This window comes from Arthrobacter monumenti, assembly GCF_054511255.1.
Genome location: NZ_JBTNCY010000010.1, coordinates 1 through 16,247, shown reverse-complemented (window position 1 = coordinate 16,247; position 16,247 = coordinate 1). Strand labels below are relative to the sequence as shown.

General features: G+C 63.2%; 14 protein-coding genes. All 14 read left to right on the top strand.

Translation table 11 applies throughout. The features are described 5' to 3' along the window. Positions 1-11 precede the first annotated feature (11 nt). Positions 12-1,640 carry an Ig domain-containing protein gene (locus tag ACX80B_RS15160; RefSeq protein ID WP_459297635.1) on the top strand — a complete coding sequence of 543 codons (1,629 nt, stop codon included), beginning with the start codon at positions 12-14 and terminating at the stop codon, positions 1,638-1,640. A gap of 173 nt (positions 1,641-1,813) precedes the next feature. Further along, positions 1,814-2,983 (top strand): ADP-forming succinate--CoA ligase subunit beta, encoded by a 1,170-nt coding sequence (sucC, locus tag ACX80B_RS15155; protein WP_459297633.1) that lies wholly within the window; start codon positions 1,814-1,816, stop codon positions 2,981-2,983. Between the two features lie 56 nt (positions 2,984-3,039). Then, entirely contained in the window at positions 3,040-3,942 is a 903-nt protein-coding gene (sucD, locus tag ACX80B_RS15150) for a succinate--CoA ligase subunit alpha (protein ID WP_459297631.1), read from the top strand. A gap of 152 nt (positions 3,943-4,094) precedes the next feature. After that, positions 4,095-5,783, top strand: a complete 1,689-nt coding sequence (locus tag ACX80B_RS15145) for a DHA2 family efflux MFS transporter permease subunit (protein WP_459297629.1) — start codon at positions 4,095-4,097, stop codon at positions 5,781-5,783. Positions 5,784-5,828: 45 nt separating this feature from the next. Further along, positions 5,829-6,992 carry an LOG family protein gene (locus ACX80B_RS15140; RefSeq protein WP_459297627.1) on the top strand — a complete coding sequence of 388 codons (1,164 nt, stop codon included), beginning with the start codon at positions 5,829-5,831 and terminating at the stop codon, positions 6,990-6,992. A 69-nt stretch (positions 6,993-7,061) separates the two neighbouring features. Beyond that, on the top strand, positions 7,062-8,435 hold the full coding sequence (locus ACX80B_RS15135) for an ABC transporter substrate-binding protein (protein ID WP_459297625.1): 1,374 nt from the start codon (positions 7,062-7,064) through the stop codon (positions 8,433-8,435). Continuing rightward, a complete protein-coding gene (locus ACX80B_RS15130) occupies positions 8,407-9,342 on the top strand; it encodes a carbohydrate ABC transporter permease (protein ID WP_459297623.1) in 936 nt (311 codons plus the stop codon). The genes ACX80B_RS15135 and ACX80B_RS15130 overlap by 29 nt, the downstream gene beginning before the upstream one ends. After that, positions 9,339-10,154 (top strand): carbohydrate ABC transporter permease, encoded by an 816-nt coding sequence (locus tag ACX80B_RS15125; protein ID WP_459297621.1) that lies wholly within the window; start codon positions 9,339-9,341, stop codon positions 10,152-10,154. The genes ACX80B_RS15130 and ACX80B_RS15125 overlap by 4 nt, the downstream gene beginning before the upstream one ends. Positions 10,155-10,211: 57 nt before the next feature. Beyond that, positions 10,212-11,228 (top strand): Gfo/Idh/MocA family oxidoreductase, encoded by a 1,017-nt coding sequence (locus ACX80B_RS15120; RefSeq protein ID WP_459297619.1) that lies wholly within the window; start codon positions 10,212-10,214, stop codon positions 11,226-11,228. A gap of 34 nt (positions 11,229-11,262) precedes the next feature. Beyond that, positions 11,263-11,667 carry a tautomerase family protein gene (locus tag ACX80B_RS15115; protein WP_459297784.1) on the top strand — a complete coding sequence of 135 codons (405 nt, stop codon included), beginning with the start codon at positions 11,263-11,265 and terminating at the stop codon, positions 11,665-11,667. Positions 11,668-11,806: 139 nt separating this feature from the next. Further along, positions 11,807-12,778, top strand: a complete 972-nt coding sequence (gene iolC, locus ACX80B_RS15110; RefSeq protein ID WP_459297617.1) for a 5-dehydro-2-deoxygluconokinase — start codon at positions 11,807-11,809, stop codon at positions 12,776-12,778. Then, positions 12,775-13,752, top strand: a complete 978-nt coding sequence (locus ACX80B_RS15105; RefSeq protein ID WP_459297615.1) for a Cgl0159 family (beta/alpha)8-fold protein — start codon at positions 12,775-12,777, stop codon at positions 13,750-13,752. The genes iolC and ACX80B_RS15105 overlap by 4 nt, the downstream gene beginning before the upstream one ends. Before the next feature lie 18 nt (positions 13,753-13,770). Continuing rightward, positions 13,771-15,696: a 3D-(3,5/4)-trihydroxycyclohexane-1,2-dione acylhydrolase (decyclizing) gene (iolD, locus tag ACX80B_RS15100; protein ID WP_459297782.1), complete on the top strand. Its 1,926-nt coding sequence runs from the start codon at positions 13,771-13,773 to the stop codon at positions 15,694-15,696. Then, the coding region (locus ACX80B_RS15095; protein WP_459294950.1) for an aldehyde dehydrogenase family protein at positions 15,693-16,247 on the top strand (555 nt) is incomplete at its 3' end. The genes iolD and ACX80B_RS15095, both read left to right, overlap by 4 nt.

Sequence of the window (16,247 nt, the reverse complement as noted above, 5' to 3'; positions counted from 1 at the left end):
GGGAGACCGGAATGAACCGCTCGGCGGACCGCATACGTTTGGTGTATGCGCTGTTGCTGTCACTCATAGTGGCCGCCATGAGCCTTGCCTTCGTTGCGCCCTCCCAGGCCGCCGCTCCGATCATTTACCTCACGGCCACGTCCACCACATCGCCGCAGCCCGGACCGACGCCGACTTTGGACGGTGGCCCTACCTTGGTGAATGAATCCCCAATTGTTATCCCGAAGCTGAAGACTGCCCCAGGGGCGGACAGCCTGACGGGGGGCAGCACGTTGACGGAGCCGCCGTCGACAGAGAGCCCCACAACGGGCGATACGCCGTCCGGGGAGACGCCGTCCGAGGCGCCGGCGCCGGCCCCGGAGCCGGAACCGGTGCCGGCACCTGAACCGGAGCCCGAACCGAAGCCGCAGCCCGACCCGGTTGAGAGTTCTCCAGGCGACGGCGCTTCCAGCGGGGGAACCGATAACGGTGGGACCACACAGGAACCGCCTCCCTCTGGGAAACCCAGCACCGATACTCCCACCACTCATCCGGCACCTGGTGGCCAGGTGGAGCAACCCACCGTCCCGGTGGAGGGCCCGTCGACCGGCACGACAGACCCCGGTACGACCGGCCCCGGCACGACTGACCCCGGGACACCAAAGCCCGATGCTTCGGCGCCGTCCGGGCCGAAGGATCCTGCGGTCCCGCCGAGCGAGCCGGCTCCCGGTGATCCGGAACCACCGCTGTCACTTGATCCCGACGTCGACTCCGGCATTGTGGCCGGAGAAGAAGTCAAGCTGAACCTGGATGTCCCCGGCAGAACCGGTGATGTCACCTACCGCGTGGTCTCTGGGGCGCTGCCTCCGGGATTGACCCTGGATCCGGATACCGGTCTCATCACAGGCACCGTGAAGCACGTTGGGAAGCATTCGTTCACCGTCGAAGTCATCTCCGGGAACGGCCGCGACACCCACAAGTACACGATTGTGGTCAAGGAACGCCCGCTCGATATTGAAGCGCCGCCTCTTGAGCCGGCCCGCGCCGGTGAGCCTTACGAGCCGGTCGTGCTCCACACCGAGGGCGGCAAAGGCCCCTTCACCTACAGCCTCAAAGGCTCCCAGCTGGCAGGCACCGAAGCGGATTCAGCGCCGGTGCAGAGCTCACGCTGGATTGGAACAGCTCCCACTACCTTGACGGGTTCCTCGAAGCTGCTTGACTCCGGGCCAACCCTCCAAGGCGTCGCCGACAGCAAGAGTGGCGGAATTGTTACGGGAAGCTCTAACAGGGTCGGTAATCTTCCGGCCGGTATGCGGCTGGAAGGCGGCGTACTGACGGGCCAGCCGGAGTCCCACGCAGCGGGAACCTACACTTTCACGGTTGTCAGCACCGACCGGTTCGGGTCAACAGCCGAACAGGAAATGACCATAACGGTCCTGAGCGATGGCGATCCCGTGCCGATTCCAGCCGGTGAAGTATCTGAAACCGGTTCACCTGCAGAGCTGGCCGGCAACGACGTCGATGATGGCAACAGGGCCGTGGCGACCATGCCGGAAGCACAGATGGGCCCGGCGCCGCTGTTGCTCGGGGCTGCCGTCCTCGGCGGGGGAGCGCTGTTCCTGTTCCTGCGGCGCAGGATCACCACCGGCACGCATCAGTAAACGCTGGATTTCCGCCATCCGGGCACTAGCGCAGACGCCGCATTTTCTACAAGTTATAGAACTGTGTGCTTACTCACGAAAGCGGTAGTGTGGGACGGGCAGCCGCCCAAACTGAACTATTGTTCCCTTTGGAACTTAACCATCGACTTCGACGTAGAAGGACAGTAACTGACGTGGACCTGTTTGAATATCAGGCTCGCGATCTATTCGAAGCACACGGCGTCCCCGTGCTTGCTGGGATCGTGGCCCATACACCCGAAGAAGCAAAGGCGGCAGCCGAGAAAATTGGCGGCGTCGTTGTCGTAAAAGCCCAGGTAAAAGTTGGCGGCCGAGGCAAGGCCGGCGGCGTCAAGGTAGCCAAGAATGCAGACGAAGCGTTCCAGTACGCCACTGACATCCTCGGGATGGACATAAAGGGCCACACCGTCCACAAGGTCATGATTGCCCAGGGCGCGGACATCGCTGAGGAGTACTACTTCTCGATCCTGCTGGACCGGGCGAACCGAAACTACCTCGCCATGTGCTCCGTCGAAGGCGGCATGGAAATCGAGCAGCTTGCAGTTGAGCGTCCCGACGCTCTGGCGAGGATCGCCATTGATCCAGGCACCGGCCTCGATCAGGCCAAGGCAGAGGAGATTGTCGACGCGGCAGGCTTCCCGGCCGAGGTCCGTGACGGCGTCATCGCAGCCATCCTCAAGCTCTGGGTCGTCTTCACCAAGGAAGACACCACGCTGGTCGAGGTCAACCCGCTGGTGAAAACCGGAGACGGCGCCATCATCGCCCTCGACGGCAAGGTCACCATTGACGAGAACGCCGCGTTCCGGCACGAGGATCACGCTGCACTCGAGGACAAAGAGTCGGCCGATCCGCTGGAGGCGAAGGCCAAGGCCGCGGACCTGAATTACGTGAAGCTCGACGGCGAAGTCGGCATCATCGGTAACGGCGCCGGTCTCGTCATGTCCACGCTGGACGTCGTCGCTTACGCCGGCGAGAAGCACGGCGACGTGAAGCCCGCTAACTTCCTCGACATCGGTGGCGGAGCGTCCGCCGCTGTCATGGCAGCCGGCCTGGACGTCATCCTCAACGACGAGCAGGTTCAGAGCGTTTTCGTGAACGTCTTCGGCGGCATCACCGCCTGCGACGCAGTCGCCAACGGCATCGTCGACGCATTGAAAATCCTTGGCGACAAGGAGAATAAGCCCCTGGTCGTCCGCCTGGACGGCAACAACGTGGAGGAAGGCCGCCGGATTCTGTCCGAGGCCAACCACCCGATGGTCACGCTGGCTTCAACCATGGACGAGGGCGCCGATAAGGCGGCCGAGCTCGCCTTCTCCGCTCGCTGATCGAGCTTTTTTACGGCTCGCTGATCGAGCTAGTCGAGATCTAAGGAACTTCACATATGTCTATCTTTTTGAACAAAGACTCCAAGGTCATCGTCCAAGGCATTACCGGCGGCGAAGGCTCCAAGCACACGGCCCTGATGCTCAAGGCCGGATCCAACATCGTCGGCGGCGTCAACGCCCGCAAGGCCGGAACCACCGTGACCCACGGCGGGAACGAACTGCCTGTTTTCGGCAAGGTCTCCGAAGCGATGGAGAAGACTGGCGCTGATGTGTCCGTCGTCTTCGTCCCGCCGGCGTTTACCAAGGATGCCGTTGTTGAGGCCATCGAGGCTGGTATCGGTCTCGTCGTCATCATCACCGAGGGCGTTCCGGTTCAGGATACGGCCGAATTCTGGGCGCTTGCCCAGTCGAAGGTCGACGCCGACGGCAACCAGATCACGCGGATCATCGGACCCAACTGCCCCGGCATCATCACTCCGGAGGAGTCGCTGGCGGGTATCACCCCGGCGAACATCACCGGCAAGGGACCGATCGGCCTCGTCTCGAAGTCCGGTACCTTGACCTACCAGATGATGTACGAACTGCGGGATCTCGGATTCTCCACCGCCATCGGCATTGGCGGCGACCCCGTTGTCGGCACCACCCACATCGATGCGCTGGCAGCTTTTGAAGCAGACCCGGATACCAAGGCCGTCGTCATGATCGGTGAAATCGGTGGCGACGCAGAGGAGCGCGCGGCCGACTACATCAAGGCGAACATGTCCAAGCCGGTTGTCGGCTATGTCGCAGGATTCACTGCGCCGGAAGGCAAAACGATGGGCCACGCAGGCGCCATTGTTTCCGGCTCCGCCGGAACCGCCTCGGCCAAGAAAGAAGCCCTCGAGGCGGCCGGTGTGAAGGTCGGCAAGACTCCTTCCGAGACTGCCGGGTTGTTGCGCGAAATCGCAAAAAGCCTCTAAAGCAATACCTGAATCCCCGGGCTCATGGTCGCTGACTATGGACCCGGGGTTTTTGCTGTCCGGGCATAGTTGCGCAGGACAACGACCATTAGACTGTTCTTTCAGGCGGATCACGAGCCAACGAATCTTCAGGAGGACCTGCGGGAAGTCCCATGAGCACAGCCACCAAGCCCACCGATACCGCTGCGGGCGGTAAAGAACCGGGTATCGTCCTGCTCTTCGTCGGGCTCATGCTTTCCATGCTGTTGGCGGCACTGAACCAGATGATCCTGAGCACGGCATTGCCGACCATGGTTGGCGAGCTCAACGGGGTCGACCAGATGCTGTGGGTCATCACCGCCTATATCCTGGCGGCAACAGTTGTGATGCCGGTATACGGCAAACTCGGCGACCTGATGGGACGCAAGAACCTGCTCCTGCTGGCGATCGCCATCTTCATGGCTGGTTCCATCGTGGGCGGGCTGGCTCCGGGAATGAACTGGCTGATCTTCGGCCGCGCCATCCAAGGACTCGGGGGCGGCGGCCTGATGATCCTCTCGCAGGCGATCATTGCCGACGTCGTTCCCGCCCGGGAGCGCGGCAAGTACATGGGATTCATGGGCGCGGTGTTTGCGCTCGCGTCGGTGGCCGGACCCCTGCTGGGCGGCTGGTTCACGGAAGGTCCGGGCTGGCGCTGGATGTTCTGGATCAACATGCCGCTCGGGGTTACCGCCATGGTCGTCGTGTTGCTGTTCCTGCACCTGCCGCAACGCCCGCGCAGGCGGGCCAGGCTCGATATCACCGGAATGATGCTGTTGGCCGCTGGTACCACGTCGCTGGTCCTGGTCGGGACCTGGGGCGGAACGGAATTCGGCTGGAGCTCGCCTCAAATCCTTGGACTGCTCGGCTTGACGGCTGCCAGTGCCGTGGCGTTTGTGCTGGTGGAACGAAGTGCGGAAGAGCCGGTCCTGCCGATGTATCTGTTCCGGGAACGGAATTTCGTGTTGACCACCAGCGGCGGCCTGCTGATCGGCGTCACCATGTTCGGCGCCATCGGTTACATGCCCACGTACTTGCAGATGGTGACCGGCGCCAGCGCCACGAATGCGGGACTGTTGATGGTCCCGATGATGGGCGGCATGCTGCTGACATCGATTATTGCCGGGCAACTGGTGAGCAAAACCGGCAGGTATAAATGGATGCCGATTGCCGGTGCCTCCTCCGTGGCCGGGGGCTTGCTGCTGCTGTCCCTGATCACGCCGTCGACGCCGGTAGTGCTCATCTGCCTGTTCCTGTCCCTGATGGGCATTGGGCTTGGATTGAGTATGCAAATCCTCGTGCTGATCGTGCAGAACTCCTTTCCCAACAGCGTCGTCGGAACCGCGACGGCGTCGAACAACTTTTTCCGACAGATCGGCGCCTCGCTGGGATCGGCCATTGTGGGAAGTTTGTTCACCGCACGGCTGGCGTCCCTGTTGACCGAACGCTTGCCGGCCAATGGTGTGCGCACACAGGGCGGCATCAATTCGCTTACGCCGGAACTCGTCTACACTCTCCCCGAAGCCGTGCGGAATCCGATCATCCAGTCCTATAACGACGCCCTGACACCGTTGTTCCTGTACATGGTGCCACTCGCCATTGCCGCAGCGGTGCTGTTGTCCTTCGTGCGGGAGATACCGCTGGCGACCGTCATTGAGCGGGACGCCGTGCCGGACCCGTCCGTGGAACCGGAGCTGGCCCCGGAGCTGGCCCTGGAGCTGGCCCCAGCCTCGAAACCGGAACCGGAGCCGGATCACGATCCCGCGCCGCAGCCCGAACCAGGCGGCTCGGCGGCAGCAACCTCCCGTAACGCCCGCGCCTGAGCAGGTCGCCGCGAGCCTGCCGGTCCACCTTGCTAGGGTTCAAGTATGAATCCCGCGCCCAACCTTGGTCCCCGGGTCAACGCCGTCGATGTCGAGTCGCTGGAGCAGTTCGACTCGCTCGTAGCGCAGGGATCGGCGTCGATGCAGGGCTGGCACGTCCAGTCGGTCGACCTGACCGGGCGGGCGGAGGCGTTGCGGCGGCTTGAGCCGTCCGGGTCCATTTTCCTTGGCTGCGATTTTTCCGACGGCGTCGAGGAGCATCTGCGCTCCGGCGGCGCCTTGGTCTTTCCCGACCTGCCCGATACTCCGTTCGACGCCTACCGGGGAGGCCTTTACACCGCGGCTGAACTCTACTCCGGACTCGAGTCCGAACCCTATGAGCAGACGCTGGATGCGCGGGTCTACGCCTGGAGCACCCGTCCCGGTACGGCCCGGAATCTGAATGCCACGCTGGCCAGCGCTCTCCATGATCATGCGATCGGCGACGCCCTGGATGACCTCTTCGACTCCGGCGGACCGGCGGCAGGACGCGACGTCGTCGGGGTAATGGGTGGCCATGGCGTGGTCCGCGGCACCCCGGAGTACGACGACGGCGCCAGGCTTGGGCGGCTGCTGGCCCAAAGTGGCGTAATGGTGGCAACCGGAGGTGGTCCGGGCGCGATGGAGGCCGCCAATCTTGGCGCCTACCTGTCTTCGGCCAGCGGGGAGGACCATACGGCCGCGGTTGCAGCCCTGGCCGGGACGCCGGGATTCCAGCCCTCGATTACGGACTGGGCCAGGAGCGCCAACGCAGTCCTGGCCCGCCATCCGCAGGGCACCGCCAACATCGGCATCCCGACCTGGTTTTATGGCCACGAACCGCCTAACCTCTTCGCCACCCATATCGCGAAATACTTCACGAATTCTGTCCGCGAAGCGGTGCTGCTGCAGAGGTGCAGCGGCGGCATCGTCTTCCTGCCCGGCGCGGCGGGAACGGTGCAGGAGATCTTCCAGGATGCCTGCGAAAATTACTATGCGGCGGATACAGCAGTCACCCCGATGATCCTCGTCGGGCGGGATTACTGGACCAACGTGCTGCCGGCCTGGCCGGTGCTCCAGGCGCTCGCCAGGAACAGGGCCATGGCACGATCCATCCAATGCGTCGACACGGTGGATGAGGTTCTGCAGATCCTGGCGCAGACGACCGGGGCCCTGGACGGAGGGAATTAACGTGCGGCTTACCACCATCGCCGTCCTGTTTGATCCACAATTACATATATACGACCGAGGAGTTTTGCGATGAGATATCCATCCCTGCGGGCCGGGCGCGTGCTGGCCGTTGCCGCCGTCGCGGCCCTGAGCATCAGCGCGTGCACGCCCGGTTCCAATCTGGAATCGACCGAAGAATCGAGTGCCCCGGCAGGGGAAGTCACGAAGGATATCGCCAGCCTCGGTGACATCACCCTGACGGTGTGGGACCAGGAGGTCCGCGGCGGCCAGAACGAGCAGATGACGCAACTCAATGCCGCCTTCGAGGAAAAGTACCCGAACGTCACCATCGACCGGAACTCGCAGTCCTTCGATGATCTGGCAACCACCCTGCGCCTGGCCCTCACCGGCGAGGACGCTCCGGACGTGGTGCAGGCCAACAACGGCCGCTCCGACATGGGAGCGTTCGTTTCGACCGACCAGATCGTTAGCCTCGAGCGGTATGCCGAGGCCTATGGCTGGAGGGACCGGTACCCGGAATCAGTGCTGCAGTACTCAACGTACAGCGAGGACGGCAAGACCTTCGGCGAAGGCAACCTTTACGGTCTACCGCAGGTCGGCGAGGTCGTGGGGGTCTATTACTCCCAGAGCAAGCTCGAAAAACTCGGGATGGAAGTGCCAGAGACCTGGGCGGAATTTGAAGAGGCGTTGGCCACGGCCAGCGAGGCGGGCGAAGTGCCGATAAACCTTGGCAATCTCGAGCAGTGGCCCGCGCTGCACGTTTTCGGACCGATCCAGGGCGCCCATGTGCCCGTTGACGAAATCACCTCGCTCGCACTGGGCAACGAGGGCGCTTCGTGGACGACGCCGGAAAACGAGGCCGCCGCGTCGCAGTTCGGTGAATGGGCCGAACGGGGCTACCTTGGCAAGGCTCCGAATGGAACCGCGTACGACGACGCCTGGAACGCCTTTGCCGGTGGCGAGGGTGTCTTCCTGGTTGCCGGCTCGTGGCTCGCCGCAGGCCTCGAGGAAGAGATGGGCGACGACGTCGGCTTCATGGCTCCGCCGCCGGTCGAAGCAGGGGATCCGCCGGTCACCACTGGTGGAACCGGATTGCCGTTCGCCGTCACCAGCGGCAGTGAGCATCCGGACGCGGCGGCAGCGTATATCGACTTCATCACCTCCGAGGAAGCCATGCAGGTATTGGCCGACACCGGAAACGTTCCGGTGTTGAACACGGCTTCCTACGCACCCGAATCGGGTGTGCTCAAGGACGTCTACGAGGTGTACGGAGAGGTCACCAGTGAGGGAAGCCTGCTGCCCTACCTCGACTACGCCACACCGACCATGGGCGAAACTCTCGGAGCGGCCTTGCAAGGGCTGATTGCGGGACGGTTGACGACGGAAGAATTCCTCCAGGAGGCACAAGCCGACTATGAAGAGTTCACCAGCTCAGGCAGCTGAGCTGGGACCGGGGGCCGGCACGCGGCGCCGGCCCTCGGTTGCGGCACACTCACGGCTTACCCCGTACCTCTACCTGCTGCCGGCCTTTGTGGTCTACGGCGCCTTCATGATCTACCCGCTGATCCGCGCCGTCCAGTTGTCGCTCTATGAATGGGACGGGCTGAGCCTGGCCACTTTCGTGGGGTTCGCGAACTACCAGGAAGTGCTGACCGACCCGGAGCTGCGTGCCTCCTTCATGCATGCGCTGGTGCTGATTTTCTTCTACGCCGTGCTGCCCGTCGTCATCGGCCTGATGCTCGGAGCCGTCCTGCACCGCGCCCGGGTACGTGGCCTGGGCGCCTTCCGTACGATCGTTTTCCTCCCGCAGGTGATTGCGCTGGTCGTTGTGGCGATCGCCTGGCGCCAGATCTACGCGCCGGACGGCACCCTGAACTCCGTACTGGAGGCTATCGGGCTGGACGAGCTGGCACGTCCGTGGCTGGGCGATTTCGTGCTGGCACTACCCGCCGTCGGACTGATTGGAACCTGGGTGCAGACCGGACTGGTGACGGTATTGCTGCTCGCCGGCATGAGCCGGATTCCGGGGGAGCTGTACGAATCCGCCCGCCTCGATGGCGCCGGCCCGGTCCGCGAATTCTTCGCCGTGACGCTCCCGGCGGTCCGGGGCGAGATTGTCGTGGCTCTGACGCTGACGATTATCGCCGCGCTGAAGACGTTCGACCTGATCTACGTCACCACCGGGGGAGGCCCCGGCAATTCGACGTCGGTGCCTTCCTATGAAGTGTTCCGCAGGGCTTTTGAACTCGGACAAGTCGGATCCGCGGCAGCCATCGCCATTGTGCTGACCGTCATGATCTTCGCGATCAACCTGATTGTGAACCGGATCGGCGAGAGGGAAAGTGCATGATCGCCCGCTCCGAACGGTTGATGAATTACCTCCTTCTCTTCTTCTTCGCCGCCATGGCGCTGGGTCCAATCCTGATCATCCTTGGCAACGCACTTGGCCCACAGGGGTCCGACGCCGGTTCCGGATTCCTGGGGCTGCATCCCGGCAACTTCGTGGACGCCTGGCAGCAGGGAAACTTCTCCAGCTACATGCTGACCTCGGTGACCGTCGCGATGATCGTCGTCTCGGCGTCGGCGGTCTTGTCGATTCTGGCAGGTTACGCCTTCGGGACGATGACCTTCCCGGGTTCGCAGGTCCTGTTCTATGTGTTCCTGCTCGGCATCATGGTTCCCAGCGAGGCTATTGTGGTGCCGCTGTTTTTCGACCTCCGTGCGGTTGGACTCACCAACACGCTGTGGGCGATCGCGTTGCCGCAGATAGCCCAGTCCGTGGCTTTTGGCACGTTCTGGATGCGGGCCAGCTTCCGTTCCTCCAGCAAGGCGCTGCTGGAGGCGGCGACTCTGGATGGTGCCAGCTCCTTCCGGACGCTTTTTTCCATCCTGCTGCCCGTGGCCCGGCCCGCCGTCGTAACCCTGGTCGTGCTGACTTTCATGTGGACGTGGAACGAATTCCTGATTCCGCTGGTGATGTCGCCCAACGGTGACCTCCGTACGGCACCGCTCGCGTTGGCCTTCTTCCAGGGTCAGCATGTCCAGGAAACCGCGTTGCTGGCGGCGGCCGCCGTGCTGGTGGCCCTTCCTGTCGTCATCGTCTACTTATTCCTCCAGCGGCACTTCATCCGCGGCATGCTGGAAGGTTCCGTCCGCGAGTAGTCCATGGAAAGATAGGTTGTCAGGACAAATCGATAATCCATCTAAAATGGAGGAACCATGAAGGAACTCACCCTTGGCCTGGTCGGCGTCGGCCGCATCGGCGTGATGCATGCCCGCAACATTGCTGCCCTTGAGGGCACCATGCCGGACCTCAAAATAAACCTCCGGCTGACCGACGTGGCGGCCGACCATGCCCGGGAGGTCGCAGCCGACCTCGGCGCCGGGTTTGTTCCCAGTGTCGAGGAACTGCTCGCTTCCGGGGTGGATGGGTTGGTGATCGCCGCCGGAACAGCCGTGCACCCCGAGTTGATTATGGCCGGAGTCGATGCAGGAATTCCGGTCTTCTGCGAAAAGCCGGTCGCCGTCAACGTTGCCGAATCGCTCCCTGTCCTCGACTATGTGGAGGCGCACAACGGCGTCGTCCAAATTGGTCACCAGCGCCGCTTCGACGCAGGCTATCTGGAGGCCAAACGCGCTTTTGGTGCCGGCGAACTGGGATGGGTCCACTCCCTGCGCGCGGTCACCTGCGACATGACTCCGCCGCCCGTCTCGTTCCTGGCAACCTCCGGCGGACTGTTCCGCGACTGCTCGGTCCATGATTTCGACATCCTGCGCTGGCTTACCGGCCGCGAAATCGTCGAGGTCTACGCCAAGGGCAGCAACAACGGCGACCCGGAGATTGGAGCCGTGGGCGACGTCGACACCGCTTTGGCTGTGGTGACGTTCGACGACGGCACGGTGGCCACCGTTTCCGCCACCCGTTACAACGGGGCCGGACACGACGTGCGGTTGGAGATTCAGGGTTCACAGGCTTCGTTGCTGGTCGGACTCGATGAACAATTGGCGATGAAATCGGCGGAGACAGGCGTTGACTTCCCCTCCGGCACGCCGCATCAGACCTTTATCGAGCGGTTTGAACAGGCCTACAGGGAAGAAATGGCCGCTTTCGTGGACTTGATCCTGGGGAACCGCCCGAATCCCTGCCCACCCCAGGATGCTGTCGCCGCCTCCCGGGTTGCCGATGCCGCCCAGGAATCTCTGGAGACGGGACTGCCGGTACGCGTCAAACTTTGATAGTATGACAGGACAAACTATCAAGGGAGTGGAAATGCCGCTGGTGCGTATCGATGTCAATGCCGGCCGGGACGCCGTCGAACTGGAAGCGATCAGTGACCGGATCCATGCCGCCATCGTTGACGAATACGGCATCCCGCCCCGGGACCTTTTCCATATTTTCTCCGAGCACCCGGCCGGCCAGATCCGGGCACAGGATGCCGGTTTGGGGTTTGACCGCAGTCCGGAGGTGGTGATGATCCAGATCTTCACACAGTCGGGGCGCAGCCAGGAATCCAAGACGGCACTGTTTGCCCGGATCGCGGATGAGCTCAATGAGGTGGGCATTTCCGGCGAAGATGTCTTCGTTGGCTATGTCGAAAATTCGCCCGGCGATTGGTCGTTCGGATTCGGCCGTGCACAGTATGTCACCGGGGAGCTTGGCGTACCCGCGTTTTAGCTTGTCCATATGTCAGTACAAACATTTGACAGGACAATGGAATCTATTGCAGAGTAGTTCTGTGCTTCGAATCACAAGCGCTTCGGTGCTGCTGCACCTTTAGAAGTCACAGCGGAAACAGGAGAGGCGGGCGAGCAGCGTGACCCACGACGTATTGACCATCGGTCGGATCAGCGTTGACATTTATCCCGAAGACATTGGCGTTGGGCTTGAGGATGTATCGACGTTCCGGAAGTATCTGGGCGGATCACCCACCAACGTAGCGGTGGCGGCCGCCCGGCACGGACGTGCATCGGCTGTCATCACCCGTACCGGCATTGATCCATTTGCCACCTACCTTCACCAGGAACTGCGGAAGTTCGGCGTGGATGACCGGTTCGTCTCCGAGGTCGAAATCTGGCCGACGCCGGTCACGTTTTGTGCCATTCGTCCGCCGGAGGATTTCCCGCTCTACTTCTACCGCACGCCCACGGCGCCGGACTGGCAGATCCGCGAGGAGGAGCTTGATCTCGATGCCATCCGCTCGGCGGGAATCTTCTGGTCAACCGTCACCGGTCTTGCCCAGGAAACGAGCCGCCAGGCCCACATCGCGGCGCACGCGGCCCGGCCGCGCAAGGACCTGCGGCCAGGACAGTTCACCGTCCTCGATCTCGACTACCGGCCGATGTTCTGGGACTCGGAACAGGACGCACGCGACGCCGTCGCCCATGTTCTTCCCGAGGTGACCGTAGCGATCGGCAACGACAAAGAATGCGCAGTCGCCGTCGGCGAAGGAACCCCCGACGAGCAGGCGGACCGGTTGCTGGCGGCCGGCGTCGAAATTGCCGTCGTCAAGCTTGGTTCCGAAGGCGTAATGGCCGCCACCAAGGACGAGCGGGTGGTTTCCGCTCCGGTTCCGGTCGAGACCCTCAACGGACTCGGCGCCGGCGATGCCTTCGGCGGCGCGTTCTGCCATGGGCTGCTGGCCGGCTGGCCATTGGAGCAGGTGCTCGACTATGCGAACGCCTCCGGCGCCATTGTCGCCTCCCGGCTCTCCTGCGCCGATGCAATGCCGACACCGGACGAGGTCAAGTCGCTGCTGGCCGAGCGTGGACGCAAGGTGCTGGCATGACAACGAACCCGGTCTTGAGCAAGACTTCCGGCGCGCACCGCTACCGGGACCTCACCGACATCCGGTTGGAAGACCCGGACGCGGTGAGCCGCGCCGCCTCGAACCGGCGGCCGCATCCCGGCCCACGCTCCGGCAGCCAGAACTTCATCGTTGCGGCCGACCACCCCGCCCGTGGAGCCCTCGCAGTAGGGGACAACCCGACGGCGATGGCCGACCGGCACGATTTGCTGGACCGGTTGCTGGTCGCCTTGGAGAATCCGGCCGTCGATGGCGTCCTCGCCTCCCCGGACATCCTCGACGACCTGCTCCTGCTCGGCGCACTCGACGGCAAACTCATCTTCGGCTCGATGAACCGCGGCGGACTCACCGGCCTGGTCAACGAGATTGACGACCGTTTCACCGGCCATACCGCAAAGGCGCTCGCGGAAATCGGTGCCACCGGCGGCAAGATGCTCACCCGGATCTGCCTGCAGGACCCGGCGACGGTTTCGGCGCTGGAAGCGACGGCACGCGCCGTCGACAGTCTCGCAGAGCGCAAACTCGTCGCCATGGTGGAGCCGTTCCTCTCAGTCCGGGACAACGGCCGGATCCGCAATGACCTCAGCACCGACGCCGTCATTAAATCGGTCGCGATCGCCTCGGCCCTGGGCTCCACGAGCGCCTATACCTGGTTGAAATTGCCCGTGGTGGCGGACATGGAGCGGGTGATGGCTGCGACCACGATGCCGACCGTGCTCCTCGGTGGCGATCCCAATGGAGCGCCCGACGACGTCTTCGCCAGCTGGGAAGCGGCGCTGGCACTGCCCGGTGTGCAGGGCCTGACCGTTGGACGCACGCTGCTCTATCCGCGGGACGGCGATGTGGCTGCGGCGGTGGCCACGGCCGCGTCACTGCTCCGTCAAAACCAACACGACAATCAAAACAATCAAGACACATTCGGCAGCGGCATCGAGGCAGAGGGAGTAACGGAGTAACTCATGGCAAACCGCACAATGTCAGTGGGCCAGGCCCTGGTCGAATTCCTCTCCCGCCAATACACCGTAGACCAGGTCGGGAACGAGGAGTTCCGCGAGCGGCTCATTCCGGGAATGTTCGGAATTTTCGGTCACGGAAACGTGGCCGGCGTGGGCCAGGCCCTCAAGCAGTACCAGGTGACCGATCCGGCGGCCATGCCGTACTACCAGGGCCGCAACGAACAGGGGCTGGTGCATCAGGCTGTCGGGTTCACGCGGATGAAGCGCCGGCGGTCAACCTACGCCGTCACCGCGTCGGTGGGACCGGGCTCGACCAACATGCTGACCGGCGCGGCACTGGCAACGATTAACCGGCTGCCGGTACTGCTGCTGCCCAGCGACACCTTCGCCACGCGTGCCCCGGATCCGGTACTGCAGCAGCTGGAACGCCCGGACGCGTACGACATTTCGGTCAACGACGCCTTCCGGCCGCTGTCGAAATACTTCGACCGGGTTTCCCGTCCGGAGCAGCTTTTCTCCGCCATGTTGAATGGGCTGCGGGTGCTGACGGATCCGGCGGAAACCGGAACCGTCACGATTTCCCTGCCGCAGGACGTGCAGGCCGAAACCATGCAGGTTCCGGAGGAATTCCTCGCCGAACGGGACTGGCGCATCCGCCGCCCGGAACCGGAGGAAGCCGACCTGCGCGCCGCAGCCGAGGCCATCCGCAACGCTAAACGACCGCTGATCGTAGCGGGCGGTGGCGTGTTGTACGCCTACGCCACCGACGAGCTGGCCGCCTTTGCGGAAGCGACTGGAATCCCGGTGGGCAATACCCAGGCAGGCGTCGGGGTCCTCCCGTGGGACCACCAGTTCTCGCTGGGCGCCATTGGTTCAACCGGTACGACGGCGGCCAATAAGCTGGCAGCCGAAGCGGACCTGATCATCGGAATCGGCACCCGCTACGAGGATTTCACCACCGCCTCGCGGACTGCCTTCGCCAACCCGGATGTCCGGTTCGTCAATATCAACGTCGCCCCGCTGGATGCCTACAAGCACGGCACGTCCATCCCTGTGGTGGCGGACGCCCGCAAGGCACTGGTGAAGCTGACCGGTATGCTTGGCGGCTACCGCACCGGCGCCGATCTCGAGCAGGCCATCGCCGCGGAGAAGAAGAACTGGGACGGCATTGTCGACGCCGCGCACAGCAAGCGCCACACGCCGCTTCCCGCCCAGGCCGAAATCATCGGCGCGGTCAACAGCATCTCGGAAGCACGCGACGTCGTCGTCTGTGCAGCCGGCTCCCTCCCCGGAGACCTACACAAAATGTGGCGGGTGCGGGACTCTTCCGGCTACCACGTTGAGTACGGCTTCTCCTGCATGGGGTACGAAATCGCCGGCGGCATCGGCGTTCGCCGGGCAGCACCGGACCGGGACGTGTTCATTATGGTCGGCGACGGCTCCTATCTGATGATGCACACCGAACTTGTCACCGCCGTCGCAGAGAAGATCAAGGTCATTGTGGTGCTGATCCAAAACCACGGTTACGCCTCCATCGGCTCGCTGTCGGAGGAACTGGGCTCGGAGCGTTTCGGCACAAAATACCGCTACCTCGACGAGGAGCAGCACAGCTTCGACGCCGGTGACACGTTGCCGATCGACCTGGCAACCAACGCCGAATCGCTCGGCGTGAAGGTGCTCCGCGTCGAACCTGGCGAGAACACCATCAGCGACTTGGAAGAGGCTCTCCGCCGGGCCAAGGCCTCGGATCCTGCCGATGGGCCGGTGCTGGTGCACGTCAATTCAGATCCGCTGATTCCCGCACCCGATTCAGAATCCTGGTGGGACGTTCCCGTCTCGGAGACATCGGAGCTGGAATCAACCCAAGAGGCCTACAAAATCTACAAAGACCACAAGGCAGAACAGCGCCCGCTTCTGGGCCAAGGACGTAAGGAGTTCTCATGACCAACACGATTGCGCATTTCATTAATGGGGAGTCGACTTCGGGTACGGGCGACCGTACGCAGGATGTCTTCAACCCGGCGACCGGGAAGGTCACTGGCCAGCTGCGGTTGGCGAACCAGGACGATATTAAGAGTGTCGTCGCGTCGGCGCGGAACGCGGCCGATTCCTGGTCGCAGGTGTCGCTGTCGAAGCGGACGTCGATCCTGTTCAAGTTCCGTGAACTGCTGTCGGCGAATGTGGATGAGCTGGCCGCGATTGTCACCTCCGAACATGGCAAGGTCCTCGCCGACGCGAAGGGCGAGATCGGACGCGGCCTGGAGGTCGTGGAGTTCGCCTGCGGAATCATTGAACAGCTCAAGGGCGAGTACTCGGACCAGGTTTCGACCGGCATTGATGTGTATTCGTTCCGGGAGCCGATCGGTGTGGTGGCGGGGATTACTCCGTTCAACTTCCCGGTGATGGTGCCGTTGTGGATGGCACCGGTCGCGATTGCCACCGGTAACGCGTTCATCCTCAAGCCCTCCGAGCGGGACCCGTCGGCGTCGATCCTG

Coding starts and splice junctions, on each gene's coding strand:
- ACX80B_RS15135 (WP_459297625.1), top strand. CDS start 7,062: ATGAGATATCCATCCCTGCGGGCCGGGCGCGTGCTGGCCGTTGCCGCC.
- ACX80B_RS15125 (WP_459297621.1), top strand. CDS start 9,339: ATGATCGCCCGCTCCGAACGGTTGATGAATTACCTCCTTCTCTTCTTC.
- sucD (WP_459297631.1), top strand. CDS start 3,040: ATGTCTATCTTTTTGAACAAAGACTCCAAGGTCATCGTCCAAGGCATT.
- ACX80B_RS15140 (WP_459297627.1), top strand. CDS start 5,829: ATGAATCCCGCGCCCAACCTTGGTCCCCGGGTCAACGCCGTCGATGTC.
- ACX80B_RS15160 (WP_459297635.1), top strand. CDS start 12: ATGAACCGCTCGGCGGACCGCATACGTTTGGTGTATGCGCTGTTGCTG.
- ACX80B_RS15130 (WP_459297623.1), top strand. CDS start 8,407: ATGAAGAGTTCACCAGCTCAGGCAGCTGAGCTGGGACCGGGGGCCGGC.
- ACX80B_RS15105 (WP_459297615.1), top strand. CDS start 12,775: ATGACAACGAACCCGGTCTTGAGCAAGACTTCCGGCGCGCACCGCTAC.
- ACX80B_RS15115 (WP_459297784.1), top strand. CDS start 11,263: ATGCCGCTGGTGCGTATCGATGTCAATGCCGGCCGGGACGCCGTCGAA.
- ACX80B_RS15120 (WP_459297619.1), top strand. CDS start 10,212: ATGAAGGAACTCACCCTTGGCCTGGTCGGCGTCGGCCGCATCGGCGTG.
- ACX80B_RS15145 (WP_459297629.1), top strand. CDS start 4,095: ATGAGCACAGCCACCAAGCCCACCGATACCGCTGCGGGCGGTAAAGAA.
- iolD (WP_459297782.1), top strand. CDS start 13,771: ATGTCAGTGGGCCAGGCCCTGGTCGAATTCCTCTCCCGCCAATACACC.